The 22,389-nt window shown below is 63.3% G+C and carries 19 protein-coding genes; 9 read left to right on the top strand and 10 right to left on the bottom strand.

Annotated elements, in window-relative coordinates; all coding sequences use genetic code 11:
• Positions 1–13 precede the first annotated feature (13 nt).
• The 3 genes from AC0L3P_RS19185 to AC0L3P_RS19175 form a co-directional block, all read right to left on the bottom strand.
• The gene (locus AC0L3P_RS19185; RefSeq protein ID WP_354205851.1) at positions 14–1,198 is read right to left on the bottom strand and encodes a substrate-binding domain-containing protein; all 1,185 of its coding nucleotides are present in this window, start codon (positions 1,196–1,198) and stop codon (positions 14–16) included.
• A gap of 221 nt (positions 1,199–1,419) precedes the next feature.
• Positions 1,420–3,156: a putative bifunctional diguanylate cyclase/phosphodiesterase gene (locus AC0L3P_RS19180; RefSeq protein WP_354064520.1), complete on the bottom strand. Its 1,737-nt coding sequence runs from the start codon at positions 3,154–3,156 to the stop codon at positions 1,420–1,422.
• Positions 3,157–3,363: 207 nt separating this feature from the next.
• On the bottom strand, positions 3,364–4,329 hold the full coding sequence (locus AC0L3P_RS19175) for a sensor histidine kinase (protein ID WP_275168660.1): 966 nt from the start codon (positions 4,327–4,329) through the stop codon (positions 3,364–3,366).
• 195 nt (positions 4,330–4,524) lie between these two features.
• Between AC0L3P_RS19175 and AC0L3P_RS19170 the strand changes: the two genes are divergently transcribed.
• A complete protein-coding gene (locus AC0L3P_RS19170) occupies positions 4,525–5,364 on the top strand; it encodes an SDR family NAD(P)-dependent oxidoreductase (protein WP_473303968.1) in 840 nt (279 codons plus the stop codon).
• Positions 5,365–5,483: 119 nt separating this feature from the next.
• On the opposite strand, the gene AC0L3P_RS19165 is transcribed toward AC0L3P_RS19170, so the two are convergent.
• The gene (locus AC0L3P_RS19165) at positions 5,484–6,860 is read right to left on the bottom strand and encodes a cytochrome P450 (RefSeq protein WP_473303965.1); all 1,377 of its coding nucleotides are present in this window, start codon (positions 6,858–6,860) and stop codon (positions 5,484–5,486) included.
• 63 nt (positions 6,861–6,923) lie between these two features.
• Positions 6,924–8,159, bottom strand: coding sequence for an LLM class flavin-dependent oxidoreductase (locus AC0L3P_RS19160; protein ID WP_473303963.1), 1,236 nt, complete (start codon positions 8,157–8,159; stop codon positions 6,924–6,926).
• Between the two features lie 551 nt (positions 8,160–8,710).
• Between AC0L3P_RS19160 and AC0L3P_RS19155 the strand changes: the two genes are divergently transcribed.
• Positions 8,711–9,877: an extracellular catalytic domain type 1 short-chain-length polyhydroxyalkanoate depolymerase gene (locus tag AC0L3P_RS19155; protein WP_473303960.1), complete on the top strand. Its 1,167-nt coding sequence runs from the start codon at positions 8,711–8,713 to the stop codon at positions 9,875–9,877.
• A 1-nt stretch (position 9,878) separates the two neighbouring features.
• On the opposite strand, the gene AC0L3P_RS19150 is transcribed toward AC0L3P_RS19155, so the two are convergent.
• Positions 9,879–10,181 (bottom strand): hypothetical protein, encoded by a 303-nt coding sequence (locus tag AC0L3P_RS19150; RefSeq protein ID WP_473303958.1) that lies wholly within the window; start codon positions 10,179–10,181, stop codon positions 9,879–9,881.
• A gap of 132 nt (positions 10,182–10,313) precedes the next feature.
• Between AC0L3P_RS19150 and AC0L3P_RS19145 the strand changes: the two genes are divergently transcribed.
• Positions 10,314–10,694: a winged helix-turn-helix transcriptional regulator gene (locus AC0L3P_RS19145; RefSeq protein ID WP_473303955.1), complete on the top strand. Its 381-nt coding sequence runs from the start codon at positions 10,314–10,316 to the stop codon at positions 10,692–10,694.
• Between the two features lie 4 nt (positions 10,695–10,698).
• Here the strand turns inward: AC0L3P_RS19145 and AC0L3P_RS19140 are convergent, their stop codons facing one another.
• Positions 10,699–11,379, bottom strand: coding sequence for an MBL fold metallo-hydrolase (locus tag AC0L3P_RS19140; RefSeq protein WP_354064534.1), 681 nt, complete (start codon positions 11,377–11,379; stop codon positions 10,699–10,701).
• A gap of 172 nt (positions 11,380–11,551) precedes the next feature.
• Between AC0L3P_RS19140 and AC0L3P_RS19135 the strand changes: the two genes are divergently transcribed.
• The gene (locus tag AC0L3P_RS19135) at positions 11,552–13,150 is read left to right on the top strand and encodes an alpha-amylase family glycosyl hydrolase (protein ID WP_473303953.1); all 1,599 of its coding nucleotides are present in this window, start codon (positions 11,552–11,554) and stop codon (positions 13,148–13,150) included.
• A gap of 162 nt (positions 13,151–13,312) precedes the next feature.
• On the opposite strand, the gene AC0L3P_RS19130 is transcribed toward AC0L3P_RS19135, so the two are convergent.
• Positions 13,313–15,010, bottom strand: coding sequence for an alpha-amylase family protein (locus AC0L3P_RS19130; protein WP_473303950.1), 1,698 nt, complete (start codon positions 15,008–15,010; stop codon positions 13,313–13,315).
• A gap of 277 nt (positions 15,011–15,287) precedes the next feature.
• Between AC0L3P_RS19130 and AC0L3P_RS19125 the strand changes: the two genes are divergently transcribed.
• Complete coding sequence (locus tag AC0L3P_RS19125; RefSeq protein ID WP_354206428.1) at positions 15,288–15,776, top strand: MmcB family DNA repair protein; 489 nt, start codon at positions 15,288–15,290, stop codon at positions 15,774–15,776.
• Between the two features lie 156 nt (positions 15,777–15,932).
• On the opposite strand, the gene AC0L3P_RS19120 is transcribed toward AC0L3P_RS19125, so the two are convergent.
• Together AC0L3P_RS19120 and AC0L3P_RS19115 are read right to left on the bottom strand one after the other, a co-directional pair.
• The gene (locus AC0L3P_RS19120) at positions 15,933–16,487 is read right to left on the bottom strand and encodes an ActR/PrrA/RegA family redox response regulator transcription factor (RefSeq protein ID WP_007598178.1); all 555 of its coding nucleotides are present in this window, start codon (positions 16,485–16,487) and stop codon (positions 15,933–15,935) included.
• Between the two features lie 103 nt (positions 16,488–16,590).
• Positions 16,591–17,901 carry an ActS/PrrB/RegB family redox-sensitive histidine kinase gene (locus AC0L3P_RS19115; protein ID WP_354064539.1) on the bottom strand — a complete coding sequence of 437 codons (1,311 nt, stop codon included), beginning with the start codon at positions 17,899–17,901 and terminating at the stop codon, positions 16,591–16,593.
• Between the two features lie 105 nt (positions 17,902–18,006).
• On the opposite strand from AC0L3P_RS19115, the gene AC0L3P_RS19110 reads away from it, so the two are divergent.
• From AC0L3P_RS19110 to AC0L3P_RS19095, 4 genes are all read left to right on the top strand, one after another.
• Positions 18,007–18,810, top strand: coding sequence for an ABC transporter ATP-binding protein (locus tag AC0L3P_RS19110; protein ID WP_354205872.1), 804 nt, complete (start codon positions 18,007–18,009; stop codon positions 18,808–18,810).
• Positions 18,811–18,919: 109 nt separating this feature from the next.
• Positions 18,920–19,738, top strand: coding sequence for an ABC transporter permease (locus AC0L3P_RS19105; protein ID WP_354064543.1), 819 nt, complete (start codon positions 18,920–18,922; stop codon positions 19,736–19,738).
• Positions 19,739–19,859: 121 nt separating this feature from the next.
• Entirely contained in the window at positions 19,860–21,188 is a 1,329-nt protein-coding gene (locus AC0L3P_RS19100; protein WP_275168641.1) for a polyhydroxyalkanoate depolymerase, read from the top strand.
• 216 nt (positions 21,189–21,404) lie between these two features.
• Positions 21,405–22,244: a M48 family metallopeptidase gene (locus AC0L3P_RS19095; RefSeq protein WP_473303946.1), complete on the top strand. Its 840-nt coding sequence runs from the start codon at positions 21,405–21,407 to the stop codon at positions 22,242–22,244.
• The last annotated feature ends 145 nt before the right edge of the window (positions 22,245–22,389 follow it).

The following is a 22,389-nucleotide window of genomic DNA, read 5'->3' as shown; positions in this document are numbered from 1 at the left end:
GGTGAAGAAGCACCTACCGCTTGTTCTTGATCGGAACGTTCATGTCCTCGATCTTCAGCTCGCGCACCGGCTCGAGCACGGCCCAGGCGACATTCGGATCGACCTTGACCTTGAAGTGATACATGCTCTGGAGCGCCTGATGGTCTTCCTTGCGGAACATCATCTTGCCCTTCGGCGTGTCGAACTCCAGGCCTTCCATGGCGCTGATCAGCTTCTCGGTGTCGGTCGATTTCGCCTTGGTGACCGCGGCGACGACGGACATCGCGGCGGCGAAACCGCCCGCGGTGAAGAAGTCCGGCGGTGCATTGAAGCGCTTCTGGTGCTCGGCGACGAACCAGTCATTCACCGGGTTCTTCGGGATCTCGTAGAAATAATAGGTCGCGCCTTCCATGCCGGGCAGGCCCTTGTAGGCGGCGAGCGCCGGCAGGATGTTGCCGCCGGTGGACAGTTCGATGCCGTAGCGCTTCGGATCCATGTCCTGGAGTTTTGCCAGCGGATTGCCGGCGCCGGCCCAGATCACCCAGATCACCTTGCGACCCGGCTTGTCCTTCAGCGCGTCGAACAGGCGCTGGCCGACCGCGGTGAAGTCGGTGGTCGAAGTCGGGGCATATTCTTCGGCGGCGAGCGTCGCGCCGGTCTTGCCGAGCGCCTCCTTGAAAGCGGCGACGCCGTCGCGGCCGAAGGCGTAGTCCTGCGCCAGCGTCGCGACGGTGACGCCCTGCTTGCCGATCGCGACCGCGTTCGAGATCGCATCCTGCGACGAGTTGCGCGCGGTGCGGAAGATGTAGCGATTCCACTTCTCGCCGGTAATCTGATCCGCGACCGCGGGCTCGACGATCAGGATCTTCTTGTTTTCCTCGGCGACGGGCAGGATCGCGAGTGCCGCGGCCGACGAGGTCGTGCCGATCGCGATGTCGGCCTTGTCGTCCTGATAGGCTTCCGCGAGCGCGGCCTTGGAGAGATCCGGCTTGCCCTGGTCGTCCTTGGTGATGACGACGATCTTGCGCCCGTCGAGCGTCATGGTGCCCTTGGTGGCGTATTCAAAACCCATCTGCAGGCCGGTCTCGGTCTGCTTGGCATAGGCCTCGAGCGGGCCGGTCTTGCCATAGATCAGCGCGACCTTGAGATCGTCGGCCTGTGCGGACGTGCCCGCGGCGAGGGCGAGGATGGTTGTTGTTAAGATGAGCGAGCGGCGCACGATGGTCCCTCCTGGTGAATTCTTTGGCCATAGCGATTTGCACAACCGTGCAGACATTGCAATTCCACCTTCCGGCGGGACCACGCGAAGGGCATGTGTGACATTGTCCCGGCTTGGCCGCGCCGGATCGCTTCTGCCGAGGAAATCGGCAGATGCAATTGTTGACCTCACCCGTGGAACGGGCTGCTCAAGCTTTGGAAATCAACGATCAAGGCCGGGGCTTACCGCCTGTATCCGTTCGCCCGGGAATAGCCCTGCCGGTTCTGTTGGGTCGAGCGGTTTGTGACGCCGGCGCGTGCTTCGCTGGAGATGGGCGTTGCGAGCTTCAGCTCCTCCAGGAAGATCGGCCGTGAGAAATAATAGCCCTGCGCGTACCGGATTTTGGTCGCAGCCTGGAGGTAGGCGAGCTCCTCGTAGGATTCGATGCCTTCGGCAATCACGGTCATGCCGAGCGCTTCGCTCAGGGATTCGATCGCGCGCAGGATGCCCTGGTTGCGTGGGCGCTTATGGATATCGGTGATGAAGGACCGGTCGATCTTGATCTCGTCCGCGGTGATGTCGGCCAGCGCCGAGAGCGAGGAATAGCCGGTGCCGAAATCGTCGATCGAGATGGCGACGCCGAGCTTGCGGAACATCGGCAGGATCTCGGCCTGGAAATGATTCTTGGCGACGAAGGCGTCTTCCGTCACCTCGATCATGAAGCGCTGCGGAAAGCCGGTGTCGTCGAGCGCCTGGGCAAAGCTGCGCATGAATTCGGGGTTGCCGGCCTGCTTGGCCGCGACGTTGATGCTGATGGTCGCTTCCGCACCGAATGTCTCGTTGATGAGGTCGATCGACTTGACGATCTCGGCGAGCACGAGATGGGTCAGCTCGTCGATCAGCCCGAGTTCGGTGGCAAGATTGATGAACGAGCCCGGCGCCTGGATCACGCCCTCGTCGTCGCGCAGCCGTACGAGGGCCTCGATGCCCTTCACGTCCTGCGTGCGGATGTCGACCTTGGACTGGAAGGCGCAGCAGAAGCGTTTCTCCAGGATGGCGAGCCGCAGCGACTGCTCGATCTTCATCCGCGCCAGCGCCTCGCGCTCCATACTGGAGTCGAAGAAGGCCGCCGATCCCTTGCCGTCATTCTTGATGCGGTACATCGCGATGTCGGCGTTCTGACGCAGTGTCTCGAAGCTGCTTCCGTGATCGGGGTAGAGGCTGATGCCGACGGAGGTTGAGGCGAACACTTCCGAATTGTCGATGAAGAACGGCGCCGTCAGCCGCTCCAGCGTCGACTGCATGAATTCGGCGACTTCCTCCTGGCTCTGGATCGGCGACAGCAGCAGCAGGAATTCGTCGCCGGAGATGCGCGACAGCATGTCCGAGTCGCGCAAGCCGCGTCCAAGCCGCTTCGAAAGCTCGACCAGCAGGGCATCGCCCACCGCGTGGCCGTAATAGTCGTTGATGTGCTTGAAATTGTCGACGTCGAGAAAGGCGAGCGCAAAGCGCTCGCCGACGCGACCCTGCGCGAGCAGGCTGGTGGCGCGATGTTCGATCACGCGCCGCGAGGGCAGGCCGGTCAGCTCGTCGAAATAGGCCGAGCGGAACAGCTGGTCCTCGAAATTCTTCTGCTCAGTGATGTCGGAGGAGGCCGAGATCAGCAGCTCGCGTCCGTCGAGGCGGATCGGACGATGAGTGGTCAGCAGCACCTGGCGTGCGGCTCCGTCGTGGAGCGCTTCCTCGGCGACGACCGCCTGGCCGGAGCTCAGGGCCTGCCGGCAGGCTTCCAGGCGCGATGCGAGATCGCGCGAGGGGCGGCTGCCGTCCATGCCGAGCTGGGCGGCCGCGACATCGTTGACCAGGAGAAGTTCGCCCTGCGCGTCCTGCACGGTCAAGCCGGCAGGTAGCATTCTAACGATTTCCTTGAGGAATCCGAGTTCGGCTTCGCTCGCGCCGGAATATTTGTTGTCGTTCATAGAAGTCATGAATCTTGTTGTTTCAGCGCGCCTTTGCAATGGCCGCGATCTTGCGCGGTTCCCTCTTAAGTTTGGTTAAGGGGTCCGGAGAATTACGGTGGTGTTTTGCGGCGATGCGACGCGCGCAGCCCATCGTCATTAACAGGGCGTCAACGCGTCCGACGAATCGCGAACGACGCACGCGAACGGGTTTCGTTTGCGCCGTGTCTAACCGTCCTTGGGGATACGGCATTGCATGGTGCAATGGAGTCCGGTCCTGAGATAGGAGACCTCCGTCTTGCCGTCGAAGGCCGACAGCGCCGACTTCAACAGCTTGGTGCCGAAACCTGGCTCGGAGACCTTGTCGACGCTCGGGCCCTCGGTTTCATCCCAGGTCACGGTCAGACGGTCGTCGCTGACGGTCCATGACACCTGCAACAACCCGCGCGGCGCGGAGAACGCGCCATATTTGCCTGCGTTGGTGGCGAGCTCGTGAAACATCAGCGACAGCGTGACCGCAAGCTTCGGCGGCAGGAACAGCCGTTCGCCGTTGAGCGTGAAGCGGACATGGCCATAAGGGCCGAGCTCGGAGATCAGGAGGTCGCGAATGTCGCAGCCGGCCTTGTCGATCCGCGAGATCAAATCGTCGGTCGCGGCAAGTGACCGCAGTCGCGGATCGATCCGGGCCCAGATTTGCGGCTGATCGTGCAGCACCTGATGCAGCACGGCATGCACCGTCGACAGCTTGTTCTTCAGCCGGTGCTGGAGCTCGTCGACCAGCAGCTTGCGGTAGTCTTCTTCCTCGATCAGGCGTCTGGAAATCCGGCGCTGCTCGACGAGGAGCGAGCGATAGTGCTCGACGCCCCAGATGGTGAGCGCGCAGACCGTCCAATACAGCGCCAGCAGGGCGAATCGCGCGTTATCGGCAAAGGCATCGCCGAAATTCACGACGACGCCGAGCACGCCGCCGACCAGCGCCGTGATGATGCCGATGCGGAAGCCGCCGAACGCGGCCGCAAAGAACACGGCCGGGAAATACGGCGTGAAATAGACGTCGGGCCGCACATGGGCGAGAGCCCAGCGCGCCAGCGTCGCAACCAGCAGGCAAGCGACCGCAAACGCAAGGCTCAGGCCGAGCGATGGCGGTGCTGCGCCGTGCCAGCCCTTGCGGAATTCGTCGATCAGCTTCCCCATGCGCAGTCCGGTCGCGATATGCGTTCGACAATCGAGCGGTCGCCGGGAATGTTACGCATGTCGCCGGCCCCAAGCAAAGCTTGCCTTGTCGGAAGCCGGCAGGAATAGTGCCTGCTGCGGCGCCGACCGTCGCGGCGCCGTCGTCGATTGGTGTCCGCCATTTGGCGTCAAGGGGTTCGAAAACAGGGACATTCCATGGGCAGGCTGGATGGCAAGGTCGCGGTGATCACGGGCGCGACGAGCGGGATCGGGTTGCGGACTGCTGAAGTCTTCGTTGCCGAAGGTGCCAAAATTGTGATCGCGGGCCGGCGCATACCGGAAGGCGAGGCGCTGGCGAAGCAGCTCGGGGCGGCTTGCGTCTTCCGCCAGACGGATGTGACGGTCGAAGCGCAGATGCAGGCGCTGATCGCGCTCGCGGTGGACAAATTCGGCCGCATCGATTGCCTGTTCAACAATGCCGGCGGCCCGGCGCAGACCGGCGGCATCGAAGGCCTCGAGGTCGAGCGCTTCGACGCGGCGATGGCGACCCTGCTGCGCAGCGTCATGCTCGGCATGAAGCACGCCGCGCCCCACATGAAGAAGCAGGGCTTTGGCAGCATCATCAACAATGGCAGCATCGCCGGCCGTCTCGCCGGCTTCTCGTCCTCGATGGTCTATGGTGCGGCCAAGGCGGCGGTGATTCATCTCACCAAATGCGTGGCGATGGAGCTCGGCGAATCCAACGTCCGCGTCAACTCGATCTCGCCCGGCGCGATCGCGACCGGCATTTTCGGCAAGGCGCTGGGGCTTTCGACCGATGCGGCGGAGAAGACGCCGGCGGTGATGCGCGAGGTCTACAAGACCGCGCAGCCGATCCCGCGCGCGGGCCTTCCCGACGACATCGCCCATGCCGCGGTGTTCCTGGCCAGCGACGAGTCCAGCTTCATCAACGGCCATGACCTCGTCATCGACGGCGCGATGACCGGCGGCCGCAACTGGAGCCAGCAGCAGCAGGGTTACGTGGCCCTGCGCAAGGCGTTCGATCAGGGGGCGTAGGCGCCACGGGCGACGAAGCCGTAGGGTGGGTTAGCGAAGCGTAACCCACCACTTCTGTCACTGCGGACACCAAAGAGGTGGGTTACGCCTTCGGCTAACCCACCCTACGAGAGCGATGCTCACACAGCCTTCACCCGCACCCGCAATCCATCGCGCGGTTTCGGGATCGGCCACATCTGCCAGTCCGGCTTGTAGCCGGGCTCCAGCGACACCTCGATGTTCTGCAAGAAGTGCCGCGCGAAGCATTTGGCTTGCATGTAGGCGAAGTGCAGGCCGAGGCACATATGCGCGCCGCCGCCGAACGGCACCCAGGCGAAGCGGTGGCGGTTGCGCTGGGCCTCCTCGGTGAAGCGCAACGGATCGAACCGGTTCGGCTCCGGCCAGATCTCCTTCATGTGGTGCGTATAGAGCGGATTGACGCCGATCGCGGTACCGGCCGGAATCGAAAAGCCCTTGAAGGTGAAATCGCGCATGGCACGGCGCGGCATCGAGGGCACCGGCGGCTTGATCCGCAGCGCTTCCTTGAACGCCATCTCCGACAGCGGCATCTTTTCGAGATCGTCGAAGCTGCTCGGCGCATTAGGGGCGAGCCCCAGCGCCATGACCTCCGCGCGAAGCTTGTCCTGCCAGTCGGGATTTGCCGCGAGCTCGCCGATGAACGACGTCAGCGACGAGGTCAACGTGTCGTGCGCCGCCATCATCAGGAAGCTCATGTGGTCGATGATGTCCTGTTCCGAGAGCAGGGCGCCGTCCTCGTGGGTTGCACGGCAGAGCTGCGAGAACAGGTCATCGCCGCCGTGATTGCCGCGTCGCAGCGGAATCTGCTCGCGGAAATAAGCGACGATGCGCTTGCGTCCCCTGACGCCGGCCGCCATCTGCGTGCCGGGCAGCGGTCGGCGGATCGGGGCGACGGCGGCGGCGACCATGTCGACGAAGGCGCGGTTGATCTCGTCGACCTCCGGCCCGATATCGGCGCCGAGAAAGGACGCGGCGGCCAGATCGAGCGTGAGCTGCTTCATCGCCGGATAAAGCTGCATCTCGCCGGGCTTGGCCTTCCACTGCGCGACGCGAGCGCCGATGCCGCGGTCGAGATCGCTCAGATAAGATTTCATCGGGCCTGACTTGAACGCGACCGATAGCGCCTTGCGGTGCAGCCGGTGCTCCTCGAAATCCAGCAGCATCAAGCCGCGCGGAAACAGCAGGCCGAGCACCTTGTTCCAGCCATGGGTCGAGGAGAACAGCTTTTGCTGGTCGAACAGCACGAGCTCGTTGGCCTCGGGGCCGAGCAGCACGACATTGGTCTCGCCGAAGAAGTGCGTGCGATAGACCAAGCCGTATTTGGCGCCGTTCGCCTCGATATGCCCCTTGGGATCGGCGAGCACCTGGAAGGTCTTGCCGATGATCGGCCAGCCTTCGTCGCCGGGAATATGTGTCAGCTCGTTGCGCTTGGGCGGAGTGAAGCCGTGCGCAGGGGCGGCCACATTCTGCATCGACATGTCGATTGCTCCGGTTGGCGAGGCCCGGCCAACATAGCACGATCCGGTGACGATGACTCCGCGCTACCGCTTCGCCGCTTCCTTCTGCAAATCCGGGGCATTGACGGCCGGAATCGCAACGCGGCCGGCGCCGGTCACCTTCAACGCCTCGGCGGCCTTCTCGTTTTCCATGATCTTGGCCATCACGGCTTGGCCCGCGCGTTCGAAGATCGCGCGGTTCTCGATCACGAATTTTTGCGACTTGCGCAAGCCGTCGATGTAGCCGTTGATCTCGGGCACGACGTAGCGCGCGACAAGGTCCCAGCTCCGGCGCGTGTTCTCCGGATTGGCCCAGTCGTGCACGAAGCCGATGACGGCGCCGACGCCGCCGGAGACCTGCATCACATTCTTGATCATCTTGACGAGGTCGTCGGGCGTGCCGATGACGGAGGCCGCGCCGTCAACGAAAGCGGTCTTGTCCACGGCCTCGTCGGGCGAGCCGAACGCGGTGAGCCCGGGCCGTTGCAGCGTGCCGACATTATATTCGTTGTGCCAGCGCATCAGCCCGGCGCCGGCCTCGCGGCGCGCCTGCTCGCGCGTCTCGGCGATATGCCAGGTCAGCAGCACGCGCCAGTTCGCGCGATCGACTTTGGTGCCGTGCTTTTTCGCCGCGTCCTCGGCGAATTGCCATTGCTGCTGCAGCGACATCAGCCCCTGCGTCGTCATCGAACCCAGCGAGATGATGCCGATGCCGTATTTGCCGGCCAGCGTCATGCCGGAGGGCGAGATCTGCGAGGCCACCACGAACGGCATTTCCTCCTGCAGCGGCAGGAGCTGCAGCGCGGCGTCGTTCATGGTGAACCAGTCGCTCTTTGCGGTGACGCGCTCGCCGTCGAAGAGACGGCGGATCACGCCGATCGCCTCGTCCTGGCGGTCGCGCTGCGTCATCGGATCGATGCCGAGCGTATGCGCGTCGGAGGCGAGCGCGCCGGGACCGGAGCCGAAGATGGCGCGGCCCCCGGTCATGTGGTCAAGCTGCACCATGCGCTGCGCGACGTTGTAGGGGTGGTGATAGGGTAGCGACACCACGCCGGTGCCGAGCTTGATCCGCTTGGTGCGCTCGCCGGCCGCAGCCAGGAACATCTCCGGCGAGGCGATCATCTCCCAGCCGGAGGAATGATGCTCGCCGCACCAGAACTCGTCATAGCCGAGCGCATCCAACTGCTCGACCAGGTCGAGATCGCGCCGGAACTGGAGCATCGGATGCTCCCCGATCGGATGATGCGGGGCAAGGAAGGCTCCGAACTTCAGGCGCGCCATGGCATTCTCTCCAGCTTACATTTTTTGTTTGTTTGTGGCGCGAAGCTACGTGCTGAACGCAGCGAGCGCAATCACGCGATGTCCCGCGCGGTGGAATGCAGCCATGCGATGGAGCGCTCTCTCGGGGAAGACGTAAGGCCTCGCGATTCGTGCTCGCAGGTCATCGCGCGTTCGCGTGCCGATGCATCAAACCGTCACAAAGCAGATCGATTCATCGCGCGAGCTGGTGAGCGACATCCGGGCACCAAAACGTCTTTCTGGCCGGCCTCCGGCTTCACCCTGACTTTGCCGTGGAAGTCCTGCAATCGGCGCGCGCAGGAATGCTCGTCTCGCTCGCGCGGTTCCTAACGTTAATCATGATCTGCGCCGCATTCCCGGCGTGGATGCGCCGTTCATCTGCACGAAGTTGAGGCATTGCGGTGAATACGTGCGGATTTCTGCAGGTTTTCTCGCGATTTAGTGCGTCATCGACAGCACACGGCCTTTTTATTTTGCGCTGCAGCAACTATTTGGTTTGGGTGGACGTTGAACGTCGCCTGCCAGGAGCTGCCGTGTCGTTAACCAGAAATGTCGATCTCTTGAGACGTCTGCCAAAGCTGGACGGATTGCGCTTCGCCGAGTTTGGCCGGAGCGCCGATGCGTCCAGTCCGTTGCAAGAGGTCACGGGCTTCGGCGACAATCCCGGCAATCTGCGCCTGTTCGCGTTCGTGCCGCCGCAATTGCAGAAGCCGCGCGCGCTCGTCGTCGTGCTGCACGGCTGCGGCCAGACGGCAGCAAGCTACGACCTCGGTGCCGGGTGGTCGACGCTCGCCGAGCACTACGGCTTCGCGCTGTTGATGCCCGAGCAGCAGCGCGTCAACAACAGCAACACCTGCTTCAACTGGTTCAATCCGGAAGACACGGCACGGGACAGCGGCGAGGCGTGTTCGATTCGCGAGATGATCGCGCACATGATCGAAACGCATCGCGTCGATCCCAAACGTATCTTCATCACGGGCCTGTCGGCCGGCGGCGGCATGACGTCGGTGATGCTCGCGACCTACCCTGAAATCTTCGCGGCTGGCGCGGTCATCGCGGGGCTTCCCTACGGCATCGCGACCAATCTGCGCGAGGCGCTCGACGGCATGTTTCATTCCCCGGAGCGGCCCGCGCGCGAACTTGGCGATCTGGTGCGGCGGGCCTCGGATCATCGCGGGCCATGGCCGAGAATCTCGGTGTGGCACGGCAGCGCCGATCGCACCGTCAATCCCGGCAATGCCAACGAGATCGTCAAGCAATGGCTCGACCTGCACGATCTGCCCGAGGCGCCGATGGCGGAAACTGACATCGACGGCTATCCGCGCCAGGCCTGGTGGAACAAGGACGGCGAGACTCTCGTCGAGTCCTATGCCATCACCGACATGGCCCACGGCACGCCGCTCGGCCTGGCCGACAACGACCAGCGCTATGGGGTGGAAGGCGCGTTCCTGATCGAGGCCGGCATCTCCTCGTCCTATCACATCGCCAAATTCTTCGGCCTCACCGGCTGGATTCCGGACGCGGCGAAGAAGGTCGAGCCAAAGCCGACGCCGGCCCGCTCGTCCGCGCCGCATCTGGCACGCTCGATCCGCGCCGCTGTCGCCGAAGAGCCGGCCGAGCCGAAGCGCGAGGAGGCCCGCGGCTTCGATCTCGGCCAGATCATCACGCGCGCGCTCACGGCCGCGGGATTGATGAAGTAACTCAGGCCGTCGCGCCGATCCATTCGATCGGCGTCGCCGTCACCTCGCCGCCGGCGACCTTGCGCGTCATCTCCTGATAGGCCTTGAAGAAGCCGCGCGATTGCAGCGCCTTTTGCGCGGCTTCGTCGCTGACGCTGGCGAGATGGAAATAGCTGCCATTGTCGCGGTTCTTCAGGACGCGATAGCCGATCCGTCCTTTCAATTCCGGATCGCCGTCGATCGCCTTGATGAAGCGGCCGACCTCCTGGTGCCAGGCCTCCGTCGTGCCGTTCTTGAATTCGTACCGGATCATGAAATGCTTCATGTGACGCTCCCTGTTGGCGTTGTGCGTCATCATCTGCGTGCTGGATGCGATCCTGCAAGTATGGACAAAATTGATAGTATGGACTTTTTCGGCGTCGCTCTTATTCTTCATCTCGCACATGGAGGAAACGACATGGCCAAGGAAAGGACAAAGACAGTCCCCGCGCGCAGCTGTCCGGTCGCGGCCTTTCAGAAGATGATCAGCGGCAAGTACAAGCTGCGCATCGTCTGGGACCTCAAGGACGGTCCGCGCCGCTATGGCGAGATCAGGAGCGGCCTGTTGCGCGGCACGGAAGGCAGCGCGGAGATCACCCCGCGCGTGCTGAGCCGCGAATTGAAGGCGCTGACGGCGAGCGGCCTGATCGATCGCAAGGATTTTGGCGAGGTGCCGCCAAAGGTCGAGTATCGCCTCACCCGGAAAGGCAAGAGCTTCGTGCCGGTCGTCGCCGCGATCCGCGACTGGGGCGACCGCAATCTGAGCCAGCCCGCGGCGTTCGCAGACGCCGCGGAATAGGTGCCTACATCTCGCCGGTGATGAACGGATTGGTCATCCGCTCCTGGCCGATGCTCGAGCCGGCGCCGTGACCGCAGATGAAGCCGACATCGTCGCCGAGCGGCAGCAGCTTGGTCTTGATCGAGTCGATCAGGGTCGCGTGACTGCCGCCGGGCAAATCGGTGCGTCCGACCGAGCCTGCGAACAGGACGTCGCCGACATGGGCGAAGCGCAGATCCTTGTTGAAGAACACCACGCTGCCGGGCGAGTGGCCGGGGCAATGATAGATCTCGAACTGGAGATCGCCGATCGCCACGCTGTCGCCTTCGTCGAGCCAGCGGTCCGGCTCGAAATTGCGCACCCCCGTCATGCCGAAGCGCGCGCCGCTCTCGACCACGTTGTCGAGCAGGAATTTGTCCGCGAGATGCGGGCCCTCGATCGGCACCTTCAGCGCGTCGCGGAGTTCGTCCGCGCCGCCGACATGGTCGATGTGGCCGTGAGTCAGCCATATCTTCTCCACGGTGACGCCGGTCTGTTTGATGGCGTCCAGGATCTTCGGCACGTCGCCGCCGGGATCGATCACCACGGCCTTCTTGGAAGGCTCGTCCCAGATGATGGTGCAATTCTGCTCAAACAGCGTCACGGGAACGATGATCGCGCCCGCTTTCGCGCCGGCTTGGGCCTGTGTCTCGTTTTGCTCGGTCATGGCGCCACAATGCCGATTTTTGCCATGTCGCCAAGCAAAAGATTTGTCCCCATGGCTCGGGAACAGTCGCGGACATCGTCACACAGCTGTCCCAATTCGCCTGCTGTTTTGAACCGGGGCGCTCCTTCCGCGTTCTCCCGCGCGAGAAGCAGTTTTTGGATGGATTTCCCGCATGGCTCAGAGCGGCAGCAATTGGTGGCGCGACGGCATCTTCTATCAGATCTACCCGCGCTCCTTTCAGGATTCAAACGGCGACGGTGTCGGCGATCTCGCCGGCATTTTGCAGCGGCTGCCCTATGTGAAATCGCTCGGCGTCGACGCGATCTGGCTGTCACCGATCTTCCCCTCGCCAATGGCCGATTTCGGCTACGACATTTCCGACTACACCGGCATCGAGCCGTTGTTCGGCACGATGGCGGATTTCGATGCGCTTCTTGCCGCCGTGCACGACAATGGCCTCAAGCTGATCCTCGACCTGGTGCCGAACCACACCTCGGACCAGCATCCCTGGTTCGTCGAGAGCCGCGCCTCGCGTGATAATCCCAAACGCGACTGGTACATCTGGCGCGACCCGAGCGAGGGTGGCGGCGTGCCGAACAATTGGCTGTCCGAATTCGGCGGCAGCGCGTGGCAGTTCGACGAGGCGACCGGTCAATACTACTATCACGCCTTCCTCGCCCAGCAGCCGGATCTCAACTGGCGCAATCCCGATGTCCGCGCGGCGATCTACGACGTGATGCGGTTCTGGCTGGAGAAGGGCGTCGACGGCTTTCGCGTCGACGTGATCTGGCATCTGATCAAGGACGCCGATTTCCGCGACAACCCGCCCAATCCGCACTATGTCGAGAGCCGGCCGCCGAACGAAAGGATCCTCACACAATATTCCACCGACCAGCCGGAGGTGCACGACGTCATCGCCGAGATGCGGCGCGTCACGGATGCCTATGCTGCCCGCGTCCTGATCGGCGAGATCTATCTGCCGCTGCATCGCCTGATGGCCTATTACGGCAACGATCTCACCGGCGCGCAGATGCCGTTCAATTTCGCGCTGCTCTCGACCTTCTGGAGCGCGCGCTCGATCGAGAAGATCGTCGAGGATTACGAGAAGGCGCTGCCGAAGGGCGCCTGGCCGAACTGGGTGCTCGGCAATCACGATCGCCCGCGCGTCGCAAGCCGCGTCGGGCCGGAGCAGGCCCGAATCGCCGCCATGCTGCTGCTGACGCTGCGCGGCACCCCGACGCTGTATTACGGCGACGAGATCGGCATGCATCAGCTCGCGATCGCCCCCGAGTTCGTGCGCGACCCCTTCGAGAAGAACGTACCCGGCATCGGTGTCGGTCGCGACGGCTGCCGCACGCCGATGCAGTGGGATTCCTCCAACTTCGCCGGCTTCTCGGACGTCAGGCCATGGCTGCCGCTGCCGGAGGATCACATCCACAACAACGTCGTCGATCTCGAAGCCGATTCACGTTCGATCCTCACGCTCTACAAGCGCCTGATCGCGTTGCGGCAGGGGTGTCCGCCGCTGGTCGCGGGCGACTATCATCCGATCGCGGCGCAAGGCGATCTCCTGGTCTATCGCCGCGAGGCCGAGGGCAGGGCGGTGGTGGTGGTGCTCAATCTCGGCCCTGAGCCGATCCCGGTCACCACCAGCGCGATCAAGTTTGGCAGCGAGATTCTGCTGTCGACGTTCCTGGATCGAGAGGGCGAGCGGCTCGAAGGCGTGCTGGATTTGCGCGGGAATGAGGGCGTGATCATCACGCCGCCCTGACCGTCGTCCTGGACAAGCGATGAGCAGGGATGGCCCACGCTCTTTCCTCGTCATTGCGAGCGCAGCGAAGCAATCCAGAATCTTTCCGCAGAGGCAGTCTGTATTGCTTCGCTGCGCTCGCAATGACGATCGTGGAAGCGGCGCAACTCCAGCATCTCCACATCACCCCGGATGCTTGTTGCCCCGTATCGTTTTGTCGATATCGCTCCGCTTCAGCAGATAATCCAATCCGCCGACGCGGTACCAGCGATACCCATAAGGCTCCAAGACGACGCGGTGCTGGCCGCGCTTGTCGGCGTGACTGTGGTCCTCCGCGAGCAGATTGATCAGGTGCTTGCCGGCCTCGCCCGGCAGCCCCGCCGAGAACGCGATCTCGCGCGGCTTCTCGTCCAGATTGTGCACGAACAGCACGGAATTGTTGCGCCAGTCGTAACGCATGATGAACACGGCGGGATCGCGCGTCGGAATGACTGTAAAATCGCCCCAGCCGATCTCCGGCACCTCCTTGCGCATGCGGACGATGCGCTCGGTCCAGTTCAGCATGGAGTTGGGATCGCGCCGTTGTTTTGCGACATTGAGGTGCTCGAAACCATAAGGTCCCTCATCGATGACGGGCAAGGCCGGCTTGTCGCTGGTGGTGAATCCGCCATGCGGCTCCGTCGACCATTGCATCGGCGTGCGCGCGCAATTGCGTTCGGGCAGCGATAGATCATCGCCCATCGCGATCTCGTCGCCGTAGCGGATCACGGGCGTTCCCGGCAGCGTGCACATCAGGCTGTAGGCGAGCTCGAGCCGCCGGCGGTCGCCGCCCAGCATCGGTGCCAGGCGACGGCGAATGCCGCGGTCGTAGAGCTGCATGTCCTTGTCGGGACCGAAGCTTTTGAATACGGTGTCGCGCTGCGCCTTGGTCAATCGCCCGAGATCGAGTTCGTCATGATTGCGCAGGAACAGGCCCCATTGCGCCGAGGCGGGCCGCGGCTTGGTCGCCTTCAGCGCTTTCCCCAACGGGCGTGAATCGGACGAGGCCAGCGCATAGAACAGATGCTGGTTGACCTGGAAATTGAACATCATATGCATGCGGTCGGCATCGCGGCCGAAATATTCCATGTCCGTCTTTGGCAGCACGTTGGCCTCGGCGAGGATGATGGCATCGCCCTGCCGCCATTGCAGGAATTCACGAAACGTCCGCAGCATGTCGTACTGCTCGGCCGGCTTTTTCACCTTGGCGCCTTTGGTCGAGATGACGAAAGGCACGGCATCCATGCGAAAGCCTGAGACGCCGAGTTGGATCCAGAAGCCCATGATCTTCAAAATCTCGGCCTGCACGCGCGGGTTCGAGGTGTTGAGATCGGGCTGGAAATCGTAGAAGCGGTGGAAGTACCAGGCGCCGGCTTCCTTGTCGCGCGTCCAGGTCGATTTCTGAACGCCGGGAAACACCATGCCTTGATTGGCGTTGGCCGGCTTCTTGTCGGACCAGACATACCAGTCGCGGTAGGGCGAGTTCTTGTCGCTCCGCGCCGCCTTGAACCAGGGATGCTGGTCGGAGGTGTGGTTGACGACGAGATCGATGATGACGCGAATGCCGCGCTGCTTGCAGCCATGGGTGAACTCGACGAAATCGCCGAGCGTGCCGTAGCGGGCATCGACACTGTAATAATCGGCGACATCGTAGCCGTCGTCGCGGCCGGGCGAGGTCTGGAACGGCATCAGCCAGATCGTGGTGATGCCGAGGCCGTGCAGATAATCGAGCCGGCGCAGCAAGCCCTTGAAATCGCCGATGCCATCGCCATTGGCGTCCATATAGGTGCCGACGGACAGGCAATAGATGATGGCGTTCTTGTACCAGAGATCGTCGATCATGCGCGCGCAGCCTCGGTGGTTCCGCCGAGGTGTGGCGGCTGCGTGATAAGTGCGAGGGAGACTTGAGGTTCCCCGCTTTTACTCAGGTGTCGTCCCGGCGAAGGCCGGGACCCATACCGGGTGATTTCTCCGTGAGGCGCGGTGCACGTACCGCGGGCCGCAACCATTAGCCTTCGCTAAACTCCTTTCCGTGATTATGGGTCCCGGCCTTCGCCGGGACGACATTTGAGAATGGAGCAAGGTGTCCGCGTTCGGAGGAATCGGCTATCCTCCCGCCATGGACAATCCCGCCCGCATTGCCCTCGTGCCACCACCCGACCGCCGTCAATCCGAGACGGCGCTGGCGATCGCGCGCGGCACTGCGCGATTGTTGCGCTCGCTCGGCTTCACCTGCATCAGCGAATTGCCGCTCCCCTCGGGGCGGCGCGCCGATCTCGTCGCGCTGAACGAGCGCGGCGAGATCTGGATCGTCGAGATTAAGTCGTCGGTGGAGGATTTGCGTGCCGATCAGAAATGGCACGAATACCGGGCGCATTGCGACCGGCTGTTCTTCGCCTTCACGCAGGACCTGCCTTGCGAGATCTTTCCGCAAGATACCGGCCTGATCATCGCGGACGCCTATGGCGCGCACCTGCAATGCGAGGCGCCCGAGCACAAGCTCGCTGCGGCCACGCGCAAGCAGATGACGGTGCGTTTCGCCATGGCGGCGGCGTTGCGGATCAACCGGCTGGTCGATCCGCAGGGGCATGCGGAGTTTTGGGAATAGGCCGGTCTCGTGTCCCGGACGCGCTGCAACGCTTCAGCGTTGCTGCGCAGAGCCGGGACCCAGCAGGCGACGATTCGAGCTGAGGCATGGGCCCCGCCGGCTCAGCAGCGCATCACTTCGTGCTGCGCAGCGTCCGGGGCACGGAAGGCATGACTATCAGCGCGGCGCGCGCTTGGCCAGGATCCGCTGCAACGTACGCCGATGCATGTTGAGCCGGCGCGCGGTTTCCGAGACGTTTCGGTTGCACATCTCGTAGATGCGCTGGATGTGTTCCCAGCGCACGCGGTCGGCCGACATCGGATTCGCCGGCAATTCGGACTTGTCCGAGCCGGTCGACAGCAGCGCCGCGACGACGTCGTCGGCATCCGCGGGCTTTGAGAGATAATCGACCGCGCCCATCTTCACCGCGGTGACGGCAGTGGCGATGTTGCCATAACCGGTCAGCACGATGGCGCGGGCGTCGGGACGCTTCTTCTTCAGCGCCGAGACCACGTCGAGACCGTTGCCGTCGCCGAGCCGCAGATCGACCACGGCGAATGCCGGCGCCGCCTTGCCGATCTGCGCCAGACCGTCCGAGACGGTGTCGCATGACGTCACCGCAAAGCCGCGCGTTTCCATGGCGCGCGACAGCCGCTCCAGAAACGGCTTGTCGTCCTCCACGATCAGAAGCGAGCGGTCGGTCTGTTCGTTCAGTTCGGCGATGGCGTTCAAGGTGTCGTCCTCTCTCCAGCGCGTCTACATATGGCGGCGCAATCGGGCGGTGCCAAGTGCGCCAATAGTCGATCGGCCCCGTTGTGCGACGCAAGGTCGCGGCCTATCCTATTGTTTCTTCGAAGGTCTCGATAGTCTCAAAACGCTCTCTCGGCCACGTGATCTGGACCACTGCGCCATGATCCGGAAAGGTCCGGTTGGTAAACGAGACCTTGGCGCCGGTGCGCTCCAGCAAGGTGCGCGCGATGAACACGCCGAGTCCGAGGCCGCCGCCTTCGTCCCGGTTGCGCCGCCGCGACAAATAGGGCTCGCCGATCCGGTTCAGGATGTCAGGCGGAATGCCTGGACCATCGTCGGAAATCACGAGCTCGATCGTGTCCTTGTTCCACCACGCATTCACCTCGACGGTGGTGCGGGCGAAATCGACCGCGTTCTCGACGATGTTGCCGACGCCGTAGAGGATCGCCGGATTGCGCGAGCCGACCGGCTCGGCCACGATGGCAACGGCGATGCGCACCTTGATATCGACCCCGAAATCGCGGTGCGGCGCCACCACCTCCTCGATCAGCTCCGACAGCTTCATGCGGTCGAACGGTGCGCCGGTGGAGGAGAGCTGGGTGATCTTGCTCAATATGTCGCGGCAACGCTGCGTCTGCTCGCGCAGGGTCTTCAGGTCGGCGGCAAAATTGGGCTCCTTCACTGTCTTCTCCAGCTCGCGCGAGATCAGGAAGATCGTCGCGAGCGGCGTGCCGAGCTCGTGCGCTGCGGCGGCGGCCAGGCCGTCGAGCTGGGTCAGATGCTGCTCGCGCGTCAGCACCAACTCGGTCGCGGCCAGCGCGTCGGCGAGCTTGCGCGCCTCCTCGGTGACCTGGAACGAGTAGAGGCTGGTGACGCCGATCGCGAGCGCGATCGAGAGCCAGACGCCGACGAGATAGATCGGCGGCAGCACCAGCGGATCGTCGGAATCCCAGGGCAGCGGCAGATGGAAGAAGAACAGGACCGAGGCGCAGGCGACAGCGAGCACGCCGAGGCCGAAGGTGAAGCGGGCCGGCAGCGCGGTCGCCGAGATCAGCACGGGTGCGAGGAACAGGAACGAGAACGGGTTCTGGAGTCCGCCGGTGAAAAACAGGAGACCGGCCAGCTCCACGATGTTGAGCGCGAGCAGTCCGGCCGCCTGCATCGGCTCCAGCCGCTGCAGCGGATTGGACACGGTCTGGAGCCCCAGATTGAGCGCCGCCGACAGCGCGATGATGCTGACGCAGGGGACGATCTCGACGTTGAATTCCAGCCCCTGCGCCACGATGAAGATCGCGGCGAGCTGGCCCAGCACCGCGAGCCAGCGCAGCCGCAGGATGGTATCCAGGCGGATATGCCGCTGCGCGGGGCGAAAGTCGGAAGCGGCAAGTTCGGTCATTTCGGCCAATGGGGCGGTGCCTTCTCGATCACAAGCGCGCGGCTCACGGAACCACCGGATTACAAGCCTTGCGCTCTCCGCTGCAATAGCAGAAGAACGCCCAGCATGACCGAGAATGACAAGGCTTCAAGCTGGCCGACTGTCGCGGATCGCAGCCTCTCCGCGGCAATCGCGGTCGATCACCTCGTCAAGGTGTACAAGCAGACCCGCGCCGTCGACGACATCTCCTTTTCGCTTCCGCGCGGCAGCATCACGGGGCTGCTGGGCGGCAACGGCGCCGGCAAGACCACGACCATCGCGACGATCATGGGCCTCGTGCTGCCGACCTCCGGCCGCGTGCAGGTGCTCGGGCATCGAATGCCGGAGGAAAGTGCTTCCGTGCTGGGGCGGATGAATTTCGAGAGTCCCTATGTCGACATGCCGATGCGGCTCACGGTGCGTCAGAACCTCACCGTGTTCGGCAAGCTCTATGCGGTGAAGAACCTCTCCGAGCGCATCGCTGAGCTCGCCGACGATCTCGATCTCACCGAGTTCATCGACCGCGCTAACGGCAAGCTCTCCGCAGGACAAAAGACGCGCGTTGCGCTTGCCAAGGCGCTGATCAACCAGCCCGAGCTGCTGTTGCTGGACGAGCCGACCGCCTCGCTCGATCCCGACACCGCCGACTGGGTTCGGGGTCATCTGGAGCGTTATCGCAAGGCGAACAACGCCACCATCCTCCTGGCCTCGCACAACATGCTCGAAGTCGAGCGGCTCTGCGACCGCGTCATCATCATGAAGCGCGGCCGCATCGAGGACGACGATACGCCCGAAGCCATCATGGCGCGCTACAACCGCACCACGCTGGAAGAGGTGTTTCTGGACGTCGCGCGCGGCCGGGTGAACGGCGCGCAGGAGGACGCACGATGAGTGACTGCATTCGTAGCCCGGATGGAGCGCAGCGTAATCCGGGATTCGCGCATCTGGCCCGACCGGCCCCGGATTGCGCTACGCTCCATCCGGGCTACGGGAGGCCGCCATGAGCGAGCTCACCGTTCACCGCGGCATCTCCCTGCATCGCATCGGCGCGATGATCCTGCGCTATTGGTACCTCTTGCTGTCGTCCTGGCCGCGGCTGCTCGAGCTGCTCTACTGGCCGGCGCTGCAAGTCATCACCTGGGGCTTTCTTCAGCTTTATATCGCGCAGAATGCAAACTTCTTCGCGCGTGCCGGCGGCACGCTGATCGGCGCCGTCATCCTCTGGGACATCCTGTTTCGCGGGCAGCTCGGCTTTTCGATCTCGTTCCTGGAAGAGATGTGGGCGCGCAACCTCGGCAATCTCATGATGAGCCCGTTGAAGCCGATCGAATTTCTGCTGTCGCTGATGATCATGAGCCTGATCCGGCTCGCGATCGGCGTCATCCCGATGACGCTGCTCGCGTTGTTCCTGTTTCACTTCAACGTTTATGCGCTCGGCGTGCCGCTGATTGCGTTCTTCTGCAATCTGATCTTCACGAGCTGGTCGGTCGGCATCTTCGTTTCCGGCCTGGTGCTGCGAAACGGCCTCGGCGCCGAGAGCATCGTCTGGACCTTGATGTTCGGCATCATGCCGCTCGCCTGCGTCTACTATCCCGTCAGCGTGCTGCCGGTCTGGTTGCAATATATCGCCTGGACGCTGCCGCCGACCTATGTGTTCGAAGGGATGCGCGCGCTGCTGATCGAAAACACCTTCAGGACCGATCTGATGCTGGGCGCGTTGGCCATCAACGTGGTGCTGTTGGTTGCATCTTTTGGGGCATTCCTTGCCCTTTTGCGCAGCGCCCGGATGCAGGGCTCGCTGCTGTCAGGCGGCGAATAACGTCACTTTCTCGTGGATTCAGCCCGGTTTGGGCACCTGGGCCACGTAGATGTACGGAACCATGCATTGACGCAATATTACGCATTCGGCAGTATGCTGCGATGCGAAGAGGAATATAGCGATGCCGATTGGTGAGTTTGGCGGCGCGCCGCCCCTGGTGGCCGAAGGCAGTCCGGTCCTGACGACGCCGATGTACTGGATGTACGAGATGGGGCAAGCCTCTCTCAATCCGGCGCGTGCGATCACGGACGCAACCAAGCTGCTGTTTCAAAATCCCCTCAATCCGTGGGCACGCACCGAGGTCGGCAAGTCGGTTGCCGCGGCTTGCGAATTGTTCGAACGCACCACGCGCCGCTACGGCAAGCCGGAATGGGGCCTCAACGATACCGAGGTCAACGGCATCCGCGTCCCCGTCGAGGTTCGCTCGGTCTGGGAAAAGCCGTTCTGCCGCCTGCTCTACTTCGATCGCAAGTTCACCCGTCCGCTGCGCAGCCCGCAGCCGCGCGTCCTGATCGTGGCGCCGATGTCCGGCCATTACGCGACGCTGCTCCGCGGGACGGTCGAGGCTTTCCTGCCGGCGCATGAGGTCTACATCACCGATTGGGCCGATGCCCGCATGGTGCCGCTCAGCGACGGCCGCTTCGATCTCGACGACTACATCGACTACGTCATCGAGATGCTGCATGTCCTCGGCGGTAACACGCATGTGCTGGCGGTGTGCCAGCCCTCGGTTCCCGTCGTTGCTGCCGTTTCGATCATGGAAGCGCGGCGTGATCCCTTCGTGCCGACCTCGATGACGCTGATGGGTGGTCCGATCGACACCCGTCGCAATCCAACCGCGGTGAACAACCTGGCGCAGGAGCGCGGCATCGACTGGTTCCGCAACCACGTCATCACCAAGGTGCCGTTCCCGCATCCGGGCATGATGCGCGACGTCTATCCGGGCTTCCTGCAGCTGAACGGCTTCATCAGCATGAATCTCGACCGGCATATGGACGCCCACAAGCAGCTGTTCGCCAACCTGGTGAAGGGCGACGGCGACCTCGTCGACAAGCATCGCGACTTCTACGACGAATATCTCGCGGTGATGGATCTCTCCGCCGAGTATTACCTGCAGACCGTCGACACCGTGTTCGTGAAGCATTCGCTGCCGAAGGGCGAGATGACCCATCGTGGAACACGCGTCGATCCCTCAAAGGTCACGCGCGTCGCGTTGATGACGGTCGAAGGCGAGAACGACGACATCTCCGGCATCGGTCAGACCGAAGCAACACACGCATTGTGTAGCTCGATTCCCGATCATCGCCGCGTTCATTACGTCCAGAAGGGCGTTGGACATTACGGCGTGTTCAATGGTTCGCGCTTCAAATCGGAAATCGTGCCGCGCATCCACGACTTCATGGTGTCGGCGGCGAATCCGAGCTCATTGCAGGCGCTCGCGGCAGAATAATCGCGTTTTCGGCTTTCCCGCTGAAAATCGACGCCCTGTCGGAGGCTCCGACAGGGGCGAGTTCCCGCCAGATTCGCGGTATTTAGGTAGCTTTGTAGGAGTGAGTCCACCCTCACCTCTTGGGGGTGCCGCATGCGCCTGACGGGGGCGAAAAAAGCCGGTTCCAACCCCAGTCTGTAGGGTCTCCCGGACGCCAGACCCCTGTATATTGGGCAAATGATTTGTTTTTGCGCCGAGCGCTTTCCCTGGCGGCGGTTATGGCAGAATCCGGGCGCTCTCCTGCCCCCCGGACTGACAGACATGGCCACTCGCGCACTCCTCTATCGTCGGCCCCACGAGCCGAAGACCCTCCTGATCACCCATGGATCGCAATATTTTGCGATTCGACTGCGCCGGCATCGCCGCGCGCGCCGTTACACGCTCAGAATTCATCCGAGCGATCGCGAAGCCATCCTCACCATGCCGCCGCGCGGCACGCTCGCCGAAGCAAAAGACTTCGCGCAGCGTCACGGCGCATGGATCGCGGCACGTCTTGGCCGTTTGCCGAAGGCCGCACCGTTCCAGCCTGGCACAGTGATACCGCTTCGTGGCGTTTCTCATCGTATCGTTCATCGCGCCGGCACGCGCGGTACGGTGTGGACGGAAGTGCGCGACAGCGGTGAACGCATTCTCTGCGTCGCCGGCGGCGTCGAGCATGCCGACCGTCGCATCGGCGACTTTCTCAAGCGCGAGGCCCGTCGCGACCTTCAGCGCGCCGCGGAATCCTATGCCGCGGAGCTCGGCGTCAAGGTCAAGCGGCTCTCGATCCGCGATCAATCGAGCCGCTGGGGCTCCTGCACCTCGGCCGGCTCGCTGTCGTTCTCCTGGCGTCTGATCCTTGCGCCGCCTTACGTGCTCGACTACCTCGCCGCCCACGAGGTCGCTCATCTCGTCGAGATGAACCACTCGGCGCGGTTCTGGCGCGTCTGCGGCAAGGTCTGCCCGTCGATGGAGCGCGCCAAGAAGTGGCTCGATACGTACGGCAACGACCTGCATCGCTATGGGGTCGAGGATTAGGCTCTCGCTGCCAACTCCATCCGACACTGTCATGGCCCCCGCAAGCGGGGGGGGAAAAGATTATAAAAAACGGGAGGATAAATAAAAAACACCCCCCGGAGATGTTTAGGGGGCGCGGCGGGGGGGGGGCAGACGAGGGAGGTTG

Source organism: Bradyrhizobium sp. WSM4874 (assembly GCF_055811835.1).
This window is presented reverse-complemented; position numbering and strand designations above follow the sequence as displayed.

Coding starts and splice junctions, on each gene's coding strand:
- AC0L3P_RS19175 (WP_275168660.1), bottom strand. CDS start 4,329: ATGGGGAAGCTGATCGACGAATTCCGCAAGGGCTGGCACGGCGCAGCA.
- AC0L3P_RS19110 (WP_354205872.1), top strand. CDS start 18,007: ATGACCGAGAATGACAAGGCTTCAAGCTGGCCGACTGTCGCGGATCGC.
- AC0L3P_RS19140 (WP_354064534.1), bottom strand. CDS start 11,379: ATGACCGAGCAAAACGAGACACAGGCCCAAGCCGGCGCGAAAGCGGGC.
- AC0L3P_RS19100 (WP_275168641.1), top strand. CDS start 19,860: ATGCCGATTGGTGAGTTTGGCGGCGCGCCGCCCCTGGTGGCCGAAGGC.
- AC0L3P_RS19165 (WP_473303965.1), bottom strand. CDS start 6,860: ATGTCGATGCAGAATGTGGCCGCCCCTGCGCACGGCTTCACTCCGCCC.
- AC0L3P_RS19135 (WP_473303953.1), top strand. CDS start 11,552: ATGGCTCAGAGCGGCAGCAATTGGTGGCGCGACGGCATCTTCTATCAG.
- AC0L3P_RS19115 (WP_354064539.1), bottom strand. CDS start 17,901: ATGACCGAACTTGCCGCTTCCGACTTTCGCCCCGCGCAGCGGCATATC.
- AC0L3P_RS19125 (WP_354206428.1), top strand. CDS start 15,288: ATGGACAATCCCGCCCGCATTGCCCTCGTGCCACCACCCGACCGCCGT.
- AC0L3P_RS19145 (WP_473303955.1), top strand. CDS start 10,314: ATGGCCAAGGAAAGGACAAAGACAGTCCCCGCGCGCAGCTGTCCGGTC.
- AC0L3P_RS19170 (WP_473303968.1), top strand. CDS start 4,525: ATGGGCAGGCTGGATGGCAAGGTCGCGGTGATCACGGGCGCGACGAGC.
- AC0L3P_RS19105 (WP_354064543.1), top strand. CDS start 18,920: ATGAGCGAGCTCACCGTTCACCGCGGCATCTCCCTGCATCGCATCGGC.
- AC0L3P_RS19180 (WP_354064520.1), bottom strand. CDS start 3,156: ATGAACGACAACAAATATTCCGGCGCGAGCGAAGCCGAACTCGGATTC.
- AC0L3P_RS19095 (WP_473303946.1), top strand. CDS start 21,405: ATGATTTGTTTTTGCGCCGAGCGCTTTCCCTGGCGGCGGTTATGGCAG.
- AC0L3P_RS19150 (WP_473303958.1), bottom strand. CDS start 10,181: ATGAAGCATTTCATGATCCGGTACGAATTCAAGAACGGCACGACGGAG.
- AC0L3P_RS19130 (WP_473303950.1), bottom strand. CDS start 15,010: ATGATCGACGATCTCTGGTACAAGAACGCCATCATCTATTGCCTGTCC.
- AC0L3P_RS19160 (WP_473303963.1), bottom strand. CDS start 8,159: ATGGCGCGCCTGAAGTTCGGAGCCTTCCTTGCCCCGCATCATCCGATC.